Source organism: Photobacterium sp. J15 (assembly GCF_963870815.1).
GTDB lineage: Bacteria > Pseudomonadota > Gammaproteobacteria > Enterobacterales > Vibrionaceae > Photobacterium > Photobacterium marinum.
Map to the genome: position 1 here is coordinate 2,375,099 of NZ_CAWMUI010000001.1, position 17,898 is coordinate 2,392,996.

A 17,898-nucleotide genomic window follows, 5' to 3' on the forward strand; every position below is an offset into this window, starting at 1 on the left:
GCCCCTTTTATGCCCCTTAAAGTAAGCAAGCAACTGTAAGCAAATGACTTTACAAAAGATTAATGAATACCCGAAATACTGGGCAGAATGCTACGGCACCGCACCCTTCCTGCCGACTACTCGTAAGGAAATGGATGCGCTAGGCTGGGATAGCTGTGACATCATCATCGTTACCGGTGATGCCTACGTTGACCACCCAAGCTTTGGTATGGCTATCATTGGCCGCCTGCTGGAATCACAGGGGTTCAGGGTCGGTATTATTGCCCAGCCGGAATGGAACAACAAAGACGCCTTCATGGAGCTGGGGAAACCGAACCTGTTCTTCGGTATTACTGCCGGTAACATGGATTCAATGATCAACCGCTATACGGCTGATCGCAAGCTTCGCCATGATGATGCCTATACGCCAAATAACGAAGGCGGTAAGCGTCCTGACCGTGCCGTGCTTGTTTACTCACAGCGCTGCCGCGAAGCTTATAAAGACACCCCTATCGTACTTGGCGGTATTGAGGCCAGCCTGCGTCGCTTGGCTCACTATGACTACTGGTCAGATAAAGTGCGCCGCTCAGTCCTGTTTGATGCCAAGGGCGATATTCTGCTGTTCGGTAACGCCGAACGTGCTTTGGTTGAAGTCGCTCATCGCCTGGCAAACGGCGAAGACATCGCAAACATGACCAGTATTGCCGGTACTGCAGTAATCATGAAAGAAGTTCCTGAAGGCTATCAGGAAATCGATTCAAGCCGTATCGAAAAGCCGGGCAAGGCAATGCAGATGCCAAACCCTTACGCAACCGAATCCAACTGTGAAACCAATAAAGCGCAGAAGAAACCGGAAGCGAAACCAATTCAGATTCAGCCATCACGCCATGATTCTGAATACACGGCTGTGCGTCTGCCGTCATACGAAAAGCTGCGTAATGACCGTATTCTTTATGCTCATGCCAGCCGAGTAATGCACCTGGAGGCTAACCCGCATTCAGCCCGTGCGCTAATCCAGAAACACGGTGACCGTGATCTTTGGATTAACAAGCCGCCAATCCCGCTGACAACTGAAGAGATGGACTTCGTATTCGGTCTTCCTTATGCCCGCGTGCCACACCCTTCATACGGTAAGGCCAAGATCCCGGCATACGACATGATCAAAACCAGTGTGAACATTATGCGTGGCTGTTTCGGCGGTTGCTCATTCTGTTCTATCACCGAGCACGAAGGCCGCATTATTCAGAACCGCTCACAAGAATCGATCCTGAACGAGCTGGAAGATATCCGCGACAAGGTTCCGGGCTTTACCGGCACGATTTCTGACCTTGGTGGCCCGACAGCTAACATGTATCGACTGGGTTGTTCTGATCCGCGAGCGGAAGCTAACTGTCGTCGTCCTTCCTGTATCTTCCCGGAGATCTGTAGGAAGCTGAACACCGACCACAAGCACACCATTGATCTGTACCGCAAAGCCCGCAAGGTTGACGGTATCAAAAAGATCATGATTGCTTCCGGTGTTCGTTATGACCTGGCTATCGAATCGCCGGAATACATCCGTGAACTGGTTACCCACCACGTTGGCGGATACCTGAAGATCGCACCGGAGCACACAGAGAAAGGTACACTGGATCTGATGATGAAACCGGGTATGGGCACTTACGACCGCTTTAAAGAGCTGTTCGAGAAATACAGCAAAGAGGCCGGTAAGAAACAGTACCTGATCCCTTACTTCATTTCAGCGCACCCAGGCTCAACAGATGAGGACATGCTGAATCTGGCGCTATGGCTGAAGGAAAATGATTTCCAATGCGATCAGGTGCAGAACTTCTACCCGTCGCCTATGTGTAACGCAACCGCGATGTACCATTCAGAAACTAATCCGCTGAAACGTGTTAAATACAAGAAGCGTGAGGATTTGTTTGTTGCCAAAGGTGAGCGTCAGCGTCGCCTGCACAAAGCTCTTCTTCGCTATCACGATCCGGCGAACTGGCCGTTGCTTCGAGAAGCGCTGGTCAACATGGGCAAAAAGCACCTGATCGGTGATCGTCCGGGTTGTCTGATACCGGCTGAAGGCAGCGAAGCTGAACTGACACCGGCACAACGTCGTGGTTCCGGTCGTCATGGTGCCAAACGCTTTGCAACCAAGCATGCCAAACAGCCGGATATCCGCACTGATGGCAAACGTCAGTCTGGCAACCGAAACGGCGGCAATAACAAAGGCAAACCAGGCGCGAAACACGGCAATGGCCATAACGGTAAACCTGCTGGTAACCGCAACGGTAACGGTAATAATACCGGTCGTCCAAACCGCAATGGCAGCAATGGTAAGCCGGCTGGCTCGAAGCCTCGTCAGGGCGGAAACGGAAAACCAAACCGTAGTCGTGCCAAGGCAAGGTAATTCCCCTGTACTAGCCATCCGATAAAAACAAAGCCCGCAAGAATGCGGGCTTTGTTTTATTCAGTATTCTGTGTTTTTTTATCTGGCTAGCGCATCAGCTCTGTTGCCATAAGGAAAGCCACCGCACAGCCGACAATGATACCTAGGCCAACTAACAGTTTCTGCTGCGATTTCTCATCAAGGTATTTCGTTGCCAAAATACCCAGCATCAATAGCACCAAAATAACGGCAAGCTTCAACATTGTCCTACCTCGGTTATCTCACTTATCCACCGATGCACTTTAACACATATTACAAGTCAGGTTTGTCTCTAACATCAAGTGAGGCAACATTATTTTCCTGAATCGTTTAATCTATGCCAAACCGAACACAGATCTGGCCTATCAGATTTCAAACATCTGGTAGTTTTTCAGTTCAGGAATGGTGCGATGTAGCTCTTTTTCCTCTTGAGCAAGCCCCTGAATTGAATCACACAATTCATTTGCTTTCTCAGAGACTTCACCAGAACGGGCTCGAACTTTCTCTTCAATCCTGGCTTTCATTTCAGAGAACTTTTTCTGAAGCTCAGTGAAGTTAATCTCGCCGTCTTTCATCTCCTGCGATAAAGCAGCAAACAAACCTGACATCGACTCGACACTAACGTGTTTCATCGCCTGATCGAACTCCTGTTTCCAGTCTGTATCAACTGTCTGGAACATATCGGCAGGCATGACGAATTCGCCATTCTGATAAAACTTGTCATGTGCTTTCTGACCGTATTCATCAATCAGCGCCTCAACCTTGGCAAAAGAAGCTTTTGAATCAAAGCTCGATGACACTTCGTTCAGAATATCCCCTGCAATACCTACTCCGTCATTGGCAATATCAGCCATCTTGGGCAAATATTCTTTCACCCCATGGCTGTAGGCCGCTACGGCTCTCTGCTGCATTGCATCCAAATCTACCTTTTTACCATTGATATAGACCTGGTTATTTTCATCTATCAGCATTTTTGGCTGCCCTTCCTGATAAACAGATACCTGCTCACCATCGATGTGAATTTCATTCTGAACATCAACCGGACAACTTTGCGCATATACGCTTGCCGAGCTAAGTAATAATCCTGCCACCAGCACTTTTTTCATCAGCATAATTCTTCTCTGCAAATCTCAATATCTGACTCGTTGATACTGTCACACGTTTCAGGCCGCTCTACAAGTCCACAATAATTCTTCAAAGTTCAAACATAATCTATGTTTGTAGGCCTTTGTGACTTGAGTTTTCTTCCGTGAATAGGCACTCTGTGCATCGTCATTCATTTGCTACGAGTTATTGTGGAAAAAGTCGCTATTTTTGTTGATGTTCAAAACATCTATTACACAGTCAAAGATACCTATGGCTGCAATTTCGATTACAACGCTTTCTGGGCTGAAGCCACGCAAGACCGGGAAGTTGTCGCAGCCTACGCCTATGCCATCCATCGCGGTGACGAAAAGCAACGTCAGTTTCAAAACATCCTGCGCGGTATCGGCTTTGAAGTTAAACTGAAACCTTTTATCCAGCGCAGCGACGGCTCGGCAAAAGGTGACTGGGATGTAGGTATCACTCTGGATGTAATCGAACATGCTCCGGATGTTGACCGTATTATTCTGCTTTCCGGTGACGGTGATTTTGATCTGCTTGTCGATAAAGTCCAGACCAAATACAACACCCAAGTTGAGATTTACGGTGTGCCGGGGCTGACCGCAGGATCGCTGATTAATACCGCGTCATTTTTCCGTGAAATCGAACAAACTCTGCTGCTTTGCCACAAATAAAACTTTAGCGGCTTATCTTGGCAATTTATAAACGAGAACAAGCCAATAAAAAAGCGGGAAGGTTTACACCTTCCCGCCTGAATCTTCACTTCGATATGTGAACGGTTTTAAGCATTAACTCAATTCTGAGACTTCGTCATATTGAGTTCGGGATAACCCCCTAAGTTCATTCACCGCGTCATAAACCATTTTCAGCGGCACAATCACAAAATACACAGACGCAACCACAACCATCACGGGATCCGCATAAGCAGCATACTCGCCATAGCCTGCCCAAGTCATAACCGTAGCGATAATAAAACCACACATCACCGCCCCGCTAATCACAGTATCCATTACCCACTGCTTTGACTCGGCTTCCACCAGCGCCGAACGAGCTTGCTGGCCTTTGCTTTTAAGCACCAGATAGGTTGCAGTACAACCGACTACGTTAATCACACCAAACAGCAAAGCCAACCCGGTATCAACTTCCCGCCCGCCGTTAATAATCGCAACCACAGCCGAATGGAACGAAATACAACACATTCCAGTAATTACCATACCTTTAAAGGCAATGACTGCGGGCTCGATTTTCGCAACCGTGTGAGAAGAGTTTGCCACTTCAGGTTTACGGATATAAGCAGCGGCTAAAAGCGAAACCACGGTTAACGCAAGGCTGATAAATGAATAAGCACCGTCAAATACGATGACCAGAGAGCCCATCCACAGTCCTAACCCAATGCCCATGATGGCAAATAAGAAAGAGGACATGGTCGAAAACTGCAGCAGGCGACGTTCAAGCTGCACATTACAAGACATAAACACCTCAACCAACCGACGTTATTTTCGTCGGACACACTTCACTTATGTAATTAAGTTTATGTTACCTAATATTTTTTTATTGCTACAATCACTGAGCGCTAATTTTTTCGTCGCTGAAAAGATCAAAAACGAACCCTAACTTCATGTTCATTTCAAATACAAGGGCTTAACAATGAAAGTCAGCCAGATAGAAATGTTTATTCATACCAGTCAGTGCGGTTCCATTGCCGAAGCCGCTCGTAAGCTCGATAAAAGCCGCACAACTGTAAGCGCAGCTATCAGCGCTTTTGAAGACGAACTTGGTGTTAGCCTGCTTAAACGCAGCGGTAACACGGTTCAATTGACAGATATCGGTGAAGCCATTGCCAATGATTGTGAGCGTTTACTAATGATCGCCGATGAAATTAAATCTAAGTGCCAGCACCATAACGACGGCGTCGAATCGGCCCTGCGAATCGCGAGAGATGATGCTTTACCCGAATCCTTGTGGAGAAAGCTGGTTCAGCAGCTTAATGAAAAATTTCCCGGCACCAGCATCTCAATTTATGTTGCGCCGCCACCGGAGCTGGAAGAGATGGTACAGCAAAACATCATCGATGTGGCTTATTGTCTCCTTCCTCCTGATCAGCAACTGACCCATTCCAACCACCTGGAACTGGGACAAATCCGGATGATGTCTGTTGCACACAAAGATCATCCGTTGAGCCGGTTGCGAAAAGTGTTAAGCACAGATCTGGCGCTTTATACAGAAGTTGTACTGGCTTATATCGATGAAAATGGCCTGAAGCCAGTGAATCCCCATACCAGCAAATTTATCGCCCTACCGTTCTTTGAGCACCTGAGAGATGCCGTACTGGATGGTACAGGCTGGTCTTATGTTCCAGCCCTGCTAATCAATCAATACCTGCGCAAAGGGACGATAAAAGTGCTGAAACATAACAAGGCCATGAACTGGCAGACTTACGGCGAAATAAGCCCGGTAGAATCACGACGCGGGGAAATCCTTCAGTGGCTTTCGGAACAGCTTGAGGAATACTTGCTTAAAGCTAACCACTAGCTACGCTAGTAGTTAGCTCTTATTTCAGGATAAATTAGCAAGTTGGTAAGTTGTTAACTATACGCAGCAACACCTGAACCGGATGTTTCATCTTGATATGCTCCAGGCGTTTCACCTGACTCCGACATGAATAACCTGTCGCCATACAACGCTCGGTATCAAGTTGCTCAAGATTTGGCTGCCAGCTAAGACCGTAGATATTCTTCGACCATTCCAGCTTATCTTTTTCATGCCCGAAAGTACCCGCCATACCACAGCACCCGACTGAAACAGGCTGTAAATTAGCGCCGAAACGGGCAAAAATGGTTCCCCATTCCGCTTCAGCATTAGGTAATCGGGTTTTCTCCGTACAGTGCGCAAACAAATACCAAATATCTTCTTTACGCAGCGGGTAAGACGGGAATTCATCCAGCAATGGCAACAACCATTCATGTGCTGTCAGCACCTGAAAATCACCTCGGCTATCCCCCAGAATCTCGTTGTATTCATCGCGGTAACAAAGAACCAAAGCAGGATCCACGCCCACCATAGGTATGTCCAGATCAGCCAGCTGATTCAGGAAATCTGCAGTGTTCTGTGCGGTTCGGGAAAACTGACGTAGGAAACCTTTAATATGCTGCGCCTTACCATTAGGCTTAAACGGCACCAACATAGGTTTCTTACCCAACTTCTCAATCAGGAAAACAAAATCCCTGACCACTTCTGCATCATAGAAACTGGTAAACGGATCCTGGACAATCAGCACATAGTCCTGGCGTTCACGTTCAGACAATGCCTGCAGCCAGTGCAAATCAAAGCGTGTCGAATGGTGACCGTCCAGACCTTCTTTCAGGGTAGGAACAGACAGACTCGGCATATCAACATAGCCGATAGTTTTTTCCGTCAGCTTTTTCGACCATTCTGGTCTCATAAGGGCATTGAATGTGACCGGTGCCTTTGCCATCAACGGCAGGTAATTTTCAACATAAGCCACCAGGTAATCTTTGGCCGGACGCTGATAGCGACTGTAATACAGGTTCAGAAAACGCGCCCGGAAGCTTGGAACATCAACTTTGATAGGACACTGGCTGGCACAGGCTTTACAAGCCAAACAACCATTCATCGCATCCATTACTTCATGAGAAAAATCGTACTCATTTCGCCCTTTGCCGAAAGTATTACGGAAACGATCAATGATCTGCTTAATGGTCGGTGCCTTTGTCATCAACTCTGTTTCAAGCTTGGTTGGATCAATCCCCAGCTCTGCTAACTGTCTCAGCCATTCACGAACAAGTCCGGCACGGCCTTTCGGTGAATGGCGACGATCAGCTGTGATCTTCATTGACGGACACATCGGCGAGCTGGTGTCGTAGTTGAAGCACAAGCCGTTACCGTTACATTCCATCGCCTGTTTAAAGCTATCTCGCACCTCTAGCGGGATCTGACGGTCATAAAAGCCACGCTTTACACTATCGACTTTCACAAGGTCAGCATCACTTTCCAGCGGCGTACAGATTTTACCAGGGTTCATCCGGTTATCCGGATCAAAAGCCGCCTTAATACGCCTCAGCTCAGTAAACAACTCATCACCGAAAAACGCCGGACCGTACTCAGAGCGATAACCCTTACCGTGCTCACCCCACATCAAGCCGCCGTATTTAGCCACCAACGCCACCACCTGATCAGAAATTTCCTTCATCAGGCGTTCCTGGTTCGGATCGCACATATCCAGCGCAGGGCGAACATGCAGTACCCCAGCATCAACATGACCGAACATACCATAATCAAGTTGTTTATCATCAAGTAGCTGACGAAACTCAGCGATGAAATCCGCCAGATTTTCAGGTGGCACACAGGTGTCTTCTGCAAATGCGACCGGCTTCTTACTGCCTTTCGCGGCCCCCAGCAAACCTACCGCTTTCTTACGCATGGCGTAAATTTTCTGGATGCTGGCAAGATCATCACAAACCTGATAGCCGATAACTCCACTTTCGCTCTGCTCCATCAACTTATCCAGTTGCTGACACAGAGCATCAACCTGAGACCGATTTTCTTCAGAGTCATTGCTGGCGTATTCCACCATATTGATCCCCAGCAGTTCTTTACCGGGAACATCGGTCAATAAATCACTGACGGTATGCCAGACAATATCCTGCTTAGCGAGATTCAATACCCGCGAGTCAACCGTCTCGACTGACAGTGCCTTAGCTTCCACCATCATTGGAGCATTGCGTAGCGCAGAATCGAAACTGTCGTATTTAATGTTAACCAGGGTACGAGATTTCGGGATCGGGGTAATATTGAGTTTGGCTTCGGCAATAAAAGCCAAAGATCCTTCAGAGCCACATAGCAAGCGAGTGATATCGAACTCTTTCAGCTCTTCATCATAAACATTCTTCAGGTCATAACCAGTCAGAAAACGGTTTAACGGAGGGAATTTATCGAGGATCTGCTGACGTTTATCACGGCAAACTTGAGAAGCAACTTTGAGTGCACCGGTAGCCAGTTCGCTGTTATCAGGAATATCGGCAATAGCCGCCTGGGATAAGGGCTCAGTATCCAACAATGAACCATCAGCAAGGACGGCTTTCAGTGACAACACGTGATCAGACGTTTTACCGTATTTAAGCGAGCCTTGTCCGGAAGCATCGGTATTAATCATGCCACCAATGGTTGCACGGTTACTGGTCGACAGATCCGGTGAGAAAAAAAAGCCATGCGGACGCAAGGCATCATTCAGTTGATCCTTTACGACACCAGTCTGAACCCTGACCCACCCCTGCTCCGGGTTCACTTCAAGGATTTGATTCATATGGCGGGACAAATCAACCACAATACCCGGTGTCAGCGACTGACCATTGGTGCCAGTCCCCCCCCACGGGCCGAGAAAGTGACTGATTTATAGGCCGGGTTCTTACCCATTTTGCCTATCAGAATAAGATCGTCGACCGATCTTGGCAGAACCACCGCCTGCGGTAATTGCTGATAAACACTGTTATCGGTAGCAACAGCCAAACGGCTGGCGTAAGTCTGCTCAATATCGCCGCTGAAACCGGCGTTTTCAAGTTCAGTCAGAAAAGACAGTACGACATCGTCAATACTGTGCTGATGTGTCAGTGCAGGTAACATTGCTCTCCTTGTCCAGTATTGCTGCCGTATCCTACGACTACTGGCCTCTTATAAGATCGTTTTCATCCACTTTACCTCACAAAGTATATGAAACAAAGTGTGACGAAGAGCAATAAAGCAGCCTTATGACATTTAAGAAAATTTAGCCGCTATTTTTTCTGACAAAATTGATGATCCGGCAACAAGCCACAGTCCGGCAAACGCAAAACCACAACAACGAATACTCAACACAATCAGGCTCACTGATGCCTGCGCTGCCAGCCATTTCACACAAAAGTTAATCAGTATAATACCAACCAGTATCGAGGCTGTTGTCAGAGCCTTCGGTAACAGCCCGATAGCGACTTCATGTTTTGGCAACCAGTCAACGGCCAAAAAGATCCCCAGCAACAAAGCAAAAAGATAAGCAAAAGAAGGTGTGAAGGTCAGCGCAGCTGTAATACCCACCAGCATTGTTAAATAGAACCAGAACCATTTATCTGAGATACAACGGTGCAGGGAAAAAGATGATGCTCCATGCCAGAGAATCATCATCGCCACCATTACAATTCCCAGCAATACACTGGCTAACGTGTCGCTGATAAAGTGAACACCATACCAGACACGGGCCAGAGCCATTAAAACAACAAGAGACAGGAATAGTGGCAGTGATAGCCACCTAAATGTTCTGCCGATACGCAGGGAAAGCAATTGCCAACACATGCCCCATAATATGGTCGCCAACAAAGTATGCATACTTGGGAAACCATAACCGTAAGCATTGGCTTGCTGCAATTCAGGCATAATGTCAGACGGTCGCGGTGATGCAAAACCAAGCTTAAGCGCATTAGCTGTAAAAATAGCAACAAACAATAATACAGCCAGCTGAAGTAAGGCATGAGGACCAAAGAATCCGGCAACAAAGATAATGAGTAAAGCAATAAAGATCGGTTCGCCGGGTAAATTACCCAAATAGACAATGGCTTCCAAAATCGCTCGGGAAGCATCCGGCATTGCCCTTACAGTCGATTGTAGCTGCTGAATCCAGCTTAACTCCAACTTATGCATAGGGTTAACCTGTTCCAACAGGTCACGATAAATTTCAATTTCGCTGTTCGGGGTTCTTTCCAGCCATGAATTCAGCAGAGGTGCATCATCCGGATAACGATAATCCTTTTGCGCAATATCATTCGGGTTCGCAAGGTAGACGCGTTTTACTTCAACGGAATAATCTTTGGCAAACCAGGATGCAACGATCGGGTAACCAGTCCGATCCTTAAATGAAGAGACCAGAATTGGTGTTTTAGCAACACAACTGAATATTGCAGCACGCTCGCGATACTGAAGCAGTTCTGCAACTTCTACATCTATACCGGTTTCTTCCAGCACTTCTCTTATGGCTGCCTCTTTCGGAGAATCCCCTCGCTCAATATAACCGCCGGGCAACGCAAACTTTTTGGTGATGACTTCAGACAACATAATCATTTGATTATCATGCCGAATAATGCAAACAGCACCGACGATATCCCGTGAGCTTTTTGCATCATTATCTGCTAGTAAACCTGTTGCCCATGCAGGCAATGCTACGCTTACCAACAGAAGCAGCACTGATAATCGAATGAAGACATTTAACTGAGTCAACACAACAAACCTTATACAATCAAGACGTTACTGTTATGATATCAATATCGCGCAGGGTTAGCGATTGAGAATTATTATGAATATAACTTTTTTCCAAAAATTTCATGGGTTATAAGAATAATGATTTGTCCTTAGTGTTGAGTTATTCGATTAAGACAACAATATGCAACCATCCGAACTCGCTTCAGATTACTACCTCCATAACTTCCAACGACTGGTTAATTCAGTTGAACAGCACTACCTTGATCTCCTCAACCAAAATGAAACAAATTGGCTTAAAGCTTTCAGGCAGCTATCCCCACCAGCCAGGATGCTTTATGTACGCCTGCTTTCGAGAAAAGGCCTTTATTACAGAAAAGACAAACTCCACTACCCTGAAATTGGTGAACTGACTCAGCCTGCCAGAGAACTGGCAAAAGCGGGTTTCATTGAAATCAATAACCCAGACTGGTGCACAGAACACATAGCACCTCTTTTTACTAAGCCGGAACTGCTCACACTGTTTCCCGCTCTTAACAAACACAAGTCCGCCCATAAAGCGGCGTTACTGGAGAAACTCTATCAGCTATCTCCGAAGCTCGAAGAATTCGGACAAACTATCTTCTACATCTGCCACCAGCAGAACCTAGAGATTTTTCTGCTGCTTTTCTTTGGTAACAGCCACCAGGATTTGAGCCAGTTTGTCCTTTCTGACCTCGGGCTTCATCAGTTCGAGTCCTACCCGGTTGATAAAGAAACGCGTTTATTCCAGTCACGAGAACAAATTGAGAGCTGGCTTGTTCTGACCTCGCTGGCGGATGACTACTGGAATGCGAAAGAACAGAAAAACCATGATGCCATTGTTAATATGGTAAGTAATATTCCCACCCGCTTTGAGTGGCCGCCACTGGAGCGGAAGCGTCAGAAGCTCATCAATCATGTTGCCAGAGACCTTGAACGTTTTGGCATGCAAGAGGAAGCACTGACACTTTTCAGACAAAGTGAATTACCCCCATCTCGTGAGCGTCAAATCCGTATCCTGGATAAGCTCGGTATTCAGGACGAAGCGCTGAAACTAACGCTTAAATTGAAGAACACTCCGCTAACTGAAGAAGAAAGTGAAGTCGCCCTGACGTTAGAAAAGAAGCTAAGTCGTCAACTAAAACGCCCTTTCTCTCCTGCGGAAAAAACTTCATTTAACGAAAACCACTTGGTTTTACCTCACACCGAACAACGCGTTGAACTGGCAGTCGCTGACTATTATACCGTGCAAGGGTGGACTGTTTTTTATCTTGAAAACAGCCTGATTTGCGGTCTGTTTGGTCTGGCTTTCTGGGATATCATTTTCTCTCCCATTCCGGGAGCATTTCTGAACCCATACCAACGCTCACCACGGGATATGTTCACTCCGGAATTCAGAACTCAGCGAGCGGAGATGATAGCAGAGCGCCTTGAACACATATCCTCAGGCTCATGGTGTAACTGGCTGGAAATCTATAATCAGAAGGAAGGCCTGAGTAACGACTGGGTTAACTGGCATATTCTGAGCAAAGACATCATCGAATTAACGGTAAATAGCATTCCTTGCTCTACCCTATCCCGCTTATTTAAACGTATGCTATTTGATCCCAGGAATAATCGCTCAGGCTTTCCTGATCTTATTATGTTCAAAGACAATCAATACCAATGGGTTGAGGTGAAGGGACCAGGCGATAAACTTCAAAGTAACCAGGCTCGCTGGTTGAAGATGTTTAACCAATCAGACATACCCGCATGTATTGATTTCATTACCTGGCATAAAGATTGACGATTTAAGCATTCCGAATATGAGATTGCATCTTAAAACTAATAATTTCCAATTATTAATCCCTTTAAATTTCACTAATTTTAAGGTGATTTCACCTTGAGAAAATTATCATCAAAGGTCTAAGATTTAATCAATATGAATATATTTGAAATCATTTCTCAATTAAAAAAGTCAAACTTATAAATTTTCATCTTGCTCGCTCTTTTAATCTGGTATTGGCTCATGAAAAACACAAGAAAGATAACAAAAGTCCGCTACGGCCAAAAAGCAGGTACCATTACGGCCTTCATTACAGACGATAACATCAGTGAAATTGACCCCTTTGTACTATGGGATCACTTTGAAGCTAAAGAAGTTGTGCTGAATACTGGTCTTGATTACCACGGCCACTCAGGCATCGAAGCCATAAGTTACCCTGTCACCGGGAAGCTACGTCATCTTGATTCAGCTGGTAGCCGGGTGACGCTAGCAAGTGGTGATATCCATGTGATGACATCAGGTAACGGAGTCATTCACAAAGACACCATGACCCCCAATAACGGCTATGTCGAATCATTCAGTCTGTGGACAGCCCTCCCTGCGGGTGAAACCGAAATGTCCGATGCTATAAGCAGTAACATTTCCGCAGATAAGCTTCCTTTAGTTGAAGAAGAAGATGCAACAACTAAGATACTTGTCGGTGATTTCAAAAAAGAAACAAGTCCCATAAGACACAGTATTCCTTTGACTTACCTCGATATCATGATTGCGCCCTATGGCGTCTGGTCTTTTCAACCTGAGAACAATCTGACATCTGGCTTTATTTATGTTCGCTCCGGTAATGTCTATGTCAGCGGCAGTCAACTTCATCCTCGGCAAATGGGCGTACTCGAAGCCTCTTCGCTGCCACTGGAGATACGAACCGGCAACCTTGGAGCCAGAATCTTTGTCACACTAGGTGAACCACTACACCAACCTTTCATTTCATCTGGCAGCTCCGTTCATTCTTCCAGTAGCAACATGGCGGTAGGTACCCAAAAAATCAGACAACTAATGGCATCATTAAGACATTAATGATGCCTGTTTATTGAAATATTTTTTTTATTCGAAATAATTCTATTCCCTAAAGCAATTGACCATTTTCTGCCCGCTCTTATCTGAGGTTAAATTTGACCCTTTTTTATTGATTTAATAAATACATTTCCGGTTCACACCTCTATTTGTATAAGCTTAATCAATAGTGAGAAAAATACTCTAAGCACCCCATTCCCTAAAAACAAAACTGAACACAAATAATTCCACCCACAAATAAAAACAACAAAAATAGACATCAATTCCAAGCCAATGAAATAATTCACTTTTTTAGGATTGTTGTTACTATTGCTCTATATCAATACAGATTACAACATTCCCGATAAAACGTTTTGAAAGAACAAGTTAAATTAAATTCCGGCCTAATCCAAAGCCTAATGACATATTTCACCTTGATGCCTTTATTATTTTCAGCATCAGTGAAATCTAATGACCTTGATACTTTAATGGCGATGAGCCTTGAAGATCTGTCTGCAACGCAAATCACGGTAACTACCGCAGCTAAAAAAGAGCAGTCATTGTCATCAGTTCCCGGTGCAGTTTATGTCATCAGCGATGAACAGATCCGACGTAGCGGCGTACGCTCTATTGCCGAGGCCCTCGCATTGGCACCCGGTGTACAAGTGACAAAAATCAGTGAGTTTAACTGGCAGGTTTCATTACGGGGGCTGAATGAAGTTCTGTTTAACAAACTATTAGTGATGATCGATGGTCGTACCGTTTTCAGCCCACTGATGTCCGGCACTTTTTGGGATACCGTCGATACAGTCCTTGAAGATATCGAACGTATTGAAATTATGCGGGGAACTGCCGGCACTATGTGGGGTGGTAATGCTGCAAACGGCGTGGTCAATATCATCACGAAGCACAGCCGGGATACACTTGGCAATTATCTTGAAATCAGTGCTGGTGAGCACAATTACCGAGAAATCAATTACCGTTATGGCATGACACTGTCAGAAACAACAACAGCAAGAGTCTTCGCCAAGGGCCAGAAGTCAGACTACTACTTTTTTAACGACGACCAGTGGGAAAACTATCGCGGTGGAATCAGGGTCGACTACTTCAACTCTGACACACAAATTATTTTCGAATCCGGCGGCTACCATAATAAATCATCCCATGACTGGTTATCCGTTGGCCTGAATAAGAAATTAAATTATTTCTACCTGCAACCGGGACAATTTGATGATTATTCCCGCGGTGGTTACATCAGTCTGGATGTCACTAAACAACTTAATCAAACCGATTATGAAGTCAGCCTGTGGGCTGATACCAACTCCAGTGCTGAGCCCTCATCAAACGGTGAGTTTTATACTCTGGATTTTGAGGGACTGCTCAGAAATCGCTTCCACTCAACACATGAGCTGACTTCAGGAGCAGGTATCCGTTTGGTTCACAGGCATAATGCTTCTTATCCAACAGGCAAAAATGACACACTTCCTTTATGGGGGCGTGTAACCAGAGAACCAAAGGGCACTGACACCATCTACAATGCCTATTTGCAACTGGAATCCACACTTAGTGACACTATTTCGACAACCTTGGGTACCAAGATAGAACACTTCACCCTGAATCACAGTACCGAACTGCAACCTCAGGCAAGGGTTCTTTATTCCTATTCACCCCAACATCAATGGTGGACAGGTGTCGGCCGTGCGGTCGTTACACCTTCTGTGGTTGATTCAGTAACAGATCATTACATTTTTACAGACACCACTCAGCCCATCTCGCCAACTCAAATGGGCCGATTCCCGGTGCTTAAATTCACTTTCGGGAATGAAGAAATGGAAAATGAATCTGTTATTACCTGGGATTTGGGCCATCGTTACACACATTCACCATCACTGAGTATCGACAGCACTGTCTTTTACAGCCGCTATAAACACTTAAGGATGCTTGATGAGCCTTACCTTTATTGCTCCTTCGGCTCCTGTCGAGATGGTGTAACCGTACCTGGCGGACTGTTTGTTCAGTCTTCTCATTACACGAATCAACTGAACGCAGAAAGTGTCGGATTTGAAACGGCTTTCCACTGGCAGCCACTGAGCAATTTACGTATACAAACAAGCTACAGCTTCATCAATACCGAACCTGACTGCCAAGGCCTGAAGTACTGCGACACCGATACATTCGGGGGCTATCCGGCAAAATATAAATATCAACCAAACCATTTTGTTTCAGTGTTCTCTCAATGGGATATCACACAAGCATGGCAACTGGATTTATGGTACCGATACAAGAGCGCAGTAAACTCCGGTGTGACATTCAAAAATGGCCACAAACCTTTTGATGCCCCATCTGTCAGCACATTTGATGTTCGGCTTGCATGGCAGGAAAAACCCGACTGGCCAAAAGTTGAGCTGATTATTGATGCTCTTGGTAAAGAACAATATGAAGATCAACCAGGAAAAGCCAAAATTGAAGAAACGGCTTACCTTCGAGCATCATGGGACTTCTTATGAGAATGATGTTTCAGTACCTGGCAATGTTGGATCATAATCAGTTCAGTCATAAACGTTTTGTTGACGGTAAGTCTGAGGCTTTTCGATCTCGGGGGCGACTACGGATATTGGTGACTCAACTTGTTAGCTGCTTATTTATCTTCACTATTGCAAAAACAGAAGCCGCATTACCCGATTCCGCCAATTTTGCAGACTATAAAATTAAAGCGGTCTATATCCATCACTTTGCAAACTTTGTGCACTGGCCGGACAAACTGACAGACATTCGCTTTTGCTGCCTAGGCAGAGACAGCGTCACAGTTACGCTAGAGAACTTAGTTCAAAACAAAGGCATTCCCGGATATGCATCTAGCTTTATCTCACTGAAGAACCTAAGTGAAGCAAGCAACCATTGTGAGATCCTATACCTCACAGAGCGAAAAATGCGCAAACTGCAACGAATCCCTCAGTATGAAAAAGTACTGACAGTAAGCAGTAACAAAGGCTTTACTAAACAGGGAGGAATGATCGAACTGAGATCGATAAACAATCAGGTAAAACCGGTGATCGGGCTTGATAATGTAGAAAGGGGACGCCTGACTGTCAGTTCACAATTGCTAAGAATCTCTCTGCATCATGACGTTCAGAAAGGAGGCATTCATGACTAAATGGGCCAACCGCCTGCCGCTGAATATGCGGCTCACCATCGCTGTAATGAGTTTCATCATGCTTGCCTTTATCACGATTAAATTCATCACTCATCAGGTGTATTTAAGCATTGAGCAAGAACATCTAATAAGTCGGACTAAGGTGCTGGCCAATGGCGTCGGACGAAACCTGGACGCCGCAATTCTGTTTAACGACCGTATCGAAGCAATGGAAATTCTCTCGGCTTTCAAAGCAGATCCTCTAATTGCCCGCGTGGAGCTAAACACGCTCAACCAGCAAAAATTCAGCCAATATAAAAATGAGAAGATCACTTTTATCTTCCCTTCAAAAGATGAAGAGACAAAGCTTGCTCAGCAAGGTTATGTGTTTGGCTCCCAAATGCTCTACATGTTTGTGCCTATTGATATGAAAGGAGAGCAAATTGGACAACTGAGGATTGCTGTTTCGCTGATAGCACTAAAACAAATGCAGTTTAATCATTTCAAGCTAAGCCTGCTTCTGATGATTGGCTTGTTTCTTCTCAGCAGCGTTTTCATCTATCTGATGTTTTCATGGCTACTGGCTGATAAATCATCAGAAGAGAAAATTGAACAACTGGAATACCTTGCCACTCATGACATGCTGACCGATTTACCTAACCGCAGTAAATTGCATACAGAATTAACACAGCAACTTACGCAGTTAAAAAACACACATTCACAAATGGCAGTCCTCTTCATTGATCTGGACGACTTTAAATCAGTCAATGATAGCCATGACCATCAAACCGGAGACAAGGCGCTTAAAGTCATTGCAGAACGACTTCGTCACACACTGAGAGACAGCGATATCATAGCCAGGTTAGCCGGGGATGAATTCGTGGCTGTTCTGAATCCGATTAAAAGCTCAGAAGATGCCAGACAAACAAGCGCAAGGCTGCTTTCAAAAATCAGAGAACCACTGCACATTGGAAAGCTGCAGCTGCAACTTAATGCCAGCATTGGCTGTTACTATGTATCGGCTGATAATGCGCTTGATGCAGAAGAAGTCATCAAACAGGCTGATGAAGCAATGTACGATGCCAAGCTTTCAGGAAAGGGACAAATAAGTGAATATAATCAATTCAACTGAATCAGATGGAAATTACCAAAAATAACGTCTTCCAGAGAGGAAGACGTTATCTGAAA

Annotated in this window: 12 protein-coding genes and 1 pseudogene; 8 read left to right on the forward strand and 5 right to left on the reverse strand. The window is 45.5% G+C overall.

The window, feature by feature from the left end; genetic code table 11:
* Positions 1-43: 43 nt before the first annotated feature.
* Entirely contained in the window at positions 44-2,380 is a 2,337-nt protein-coding gene (locus AACQ93_RS10775; RefSeq protein ID WP_064604892.1) for a YgiQ family radical SAM protein, read from the forward strand.
* Positions 2,381-2,466: 86 nt separating this feature from the next.
* Here AACQ93_RS10775 and AACQ93_RS10780 read toward each other — a convergent pair whose 3' ends face one another.
* Together AACQ93_RS10780 and AACQ93_RS10785 are read right to left on the reverse strand one after the other, a co-directional pair.
* The gene (locus AACQ93_RS10780; protein ID WP_007466886.1) at positions 2,467-2,622 is read right to left on the reverse strand and encodes a hypothetical protein; all 156 of its coding nucleotides are present in this window, start codon (positions 2,620-2,622) and stop codon (positions 2,467-2,469) included.
* Between the two features lie 141 nt (positions 2,623-2,763).
* Positions 2,764-3,510, reverse strand: coding sequence for a YggN family protein (locus AACQ93_RS10785; RefSeq protein WP_232323307.1), 747 nt, complete (start codon positions 3,508-3,510; stop codon positions 2,764-2,766).
* Between the two features lie 183 nt (positions 3,511-3,693).
* Between AACQ93_RS10785 and AACQ93_RS10790 the strand changes: the two genes are divergently transcribed.
* Positions 3,694-4,176, forward strand: a complete 483-nt coding sequence (locus AACQ93_RS10790; RefSeq protein WP_064604894.1) for a LabA-like NYN domain-containing protein — start codon at positions 3,694-3,696, stop codon at positions 4,174-4,176.
* A 114-nt stretch (positions 4,177-4,290) separates the two neighbouring features.
* Here the strand turns inward: AACQ93_RS10790 and AACQ93_RS10795 are convergent, their stop codons facing one another.
* Positions 4,291-4,974: a cation transporter gene (locus AACQ93_RS10795; protein ID WP_064604896.1), complete on the reverse strand. Its 684-nt coding sequence runs from the start codon at positions 4,972-4,974 to the stop codon at positions 4,291-4,293.
* 175 nt (positions 4,975-5,149) lie between these two features.
* On the opposite strand from AACQ93_RS10795, the gene AACQ93_RS10800 reads away from it, so the two are divergent.
* The gene (locus tag AACQ93_RS10800) at positions 5,150-6,034 is read left to right on the forward strand and encodes a LysR family transcriptional regulator (RefSeq protein WP_064604898.1); all 885 of its coding nucleotides are present in this window, start codon (positions 5,150-5,152) and stop codon (positions 6,032-6,034) included.
* A 34-nt stretch (positions 6,035-6,068) separates the two neighbouring features.
* Here the strand turns inward: AACQ93_RS10800 and ydiJ are convergent.
* Positions 6,069-9,142 (reverse strand): annotated as a pseudogene (gene ydiJ, locus AACQ93_RS10805) (D-2-hydroxyglutarate dehydrogenase YdiJ).
* A gap of 132 nt (positions 9,143-9,274) precedes the next feature.
* Positions 9,275-10,765, reverse strand: a complete 1,491-nt coding sequence (locus AACQ93_RS10810; protein ID WP_084419107.1) for a bifunctional NUDIX hydrolase/phosphatase PAP2 family protein — start codon at positions 10,763-10,765, stop codon at positions 9,275-9,277.
* A gap of 160 nt (positions 10,766-10,925) precedes the next feature.
* Here AACQ93_RS10810 and AACQ93_RS10815 point away from each other — a divergent pair, with 160 nt between their 5' ends.
* From AACQ93_RS10815 to AACQ93_RS10835, 5 genes are all read left to right on the forward strand, one after another.
* On the forward strand, positions 10,926-12,548 hold the full coding sequence (locus AACQ93_RS10815; protein ID WP_064604900.1) for a VRR-NUC domain-containing protein: 1,623 nt from the start codon (positions 10,926-10,928) through the stop codon (positions 12,546-12,548).
* Between the two features lie 222 nt (positions 12,549-12,770).
* Entirely contained in the window at positions 12,771-13,601 is an 831-nt protein-coding gene (locus tag AACQ93_RS10820) for a pirin family protein (RefSeq protein ID WP_198160123.1), read from the forward strand.
* A gap of 413 nt (positions 13,602-14,014) precedes the next feature.
* Positions 14,015-16,084, forward strand: a complete 2,070-nt coding sequence (locus AACQ93_RS10825; protein WP_232323308.1) for a TonB-dependent receptor plug domain-containing protein — start codon at positions 14,015-14,017, stop codon at positions 16,082-16,084.
* Complete coding sequence (locus tag AACQ93_RS10830) at positions 16,081-16,731, forward strand: YfiR family protein (RefSeq protein ID WP_064604905.1); 651 nt, start codon at positions 16,081-16,083, stop codon at positions 16,729-16,731. Before AACQ93_RS10825 ends, AACQ93_RS10830 begins: the two co-directional genes overlap by 4 nt.
* Positions 16,724-17,842 (forward strand): diguanylate cyclase domain-containing protein, encoded by a 1,119-nt coding sequence (locus AACQ93_RS10835; RefSeq protein ID WP_064604907.1) that lies wholly within the window; start codon positions 16,724-16,726, stop codon positions 17,840-17,842. Before AACQ93_RS10830 ends, AACQ93_RS10835 begins: the two co-directional genes overlap by 8 nt.
* The last annotated feature ends 56 nt before the right edge of the window (positions 17,843-17,898 follow it).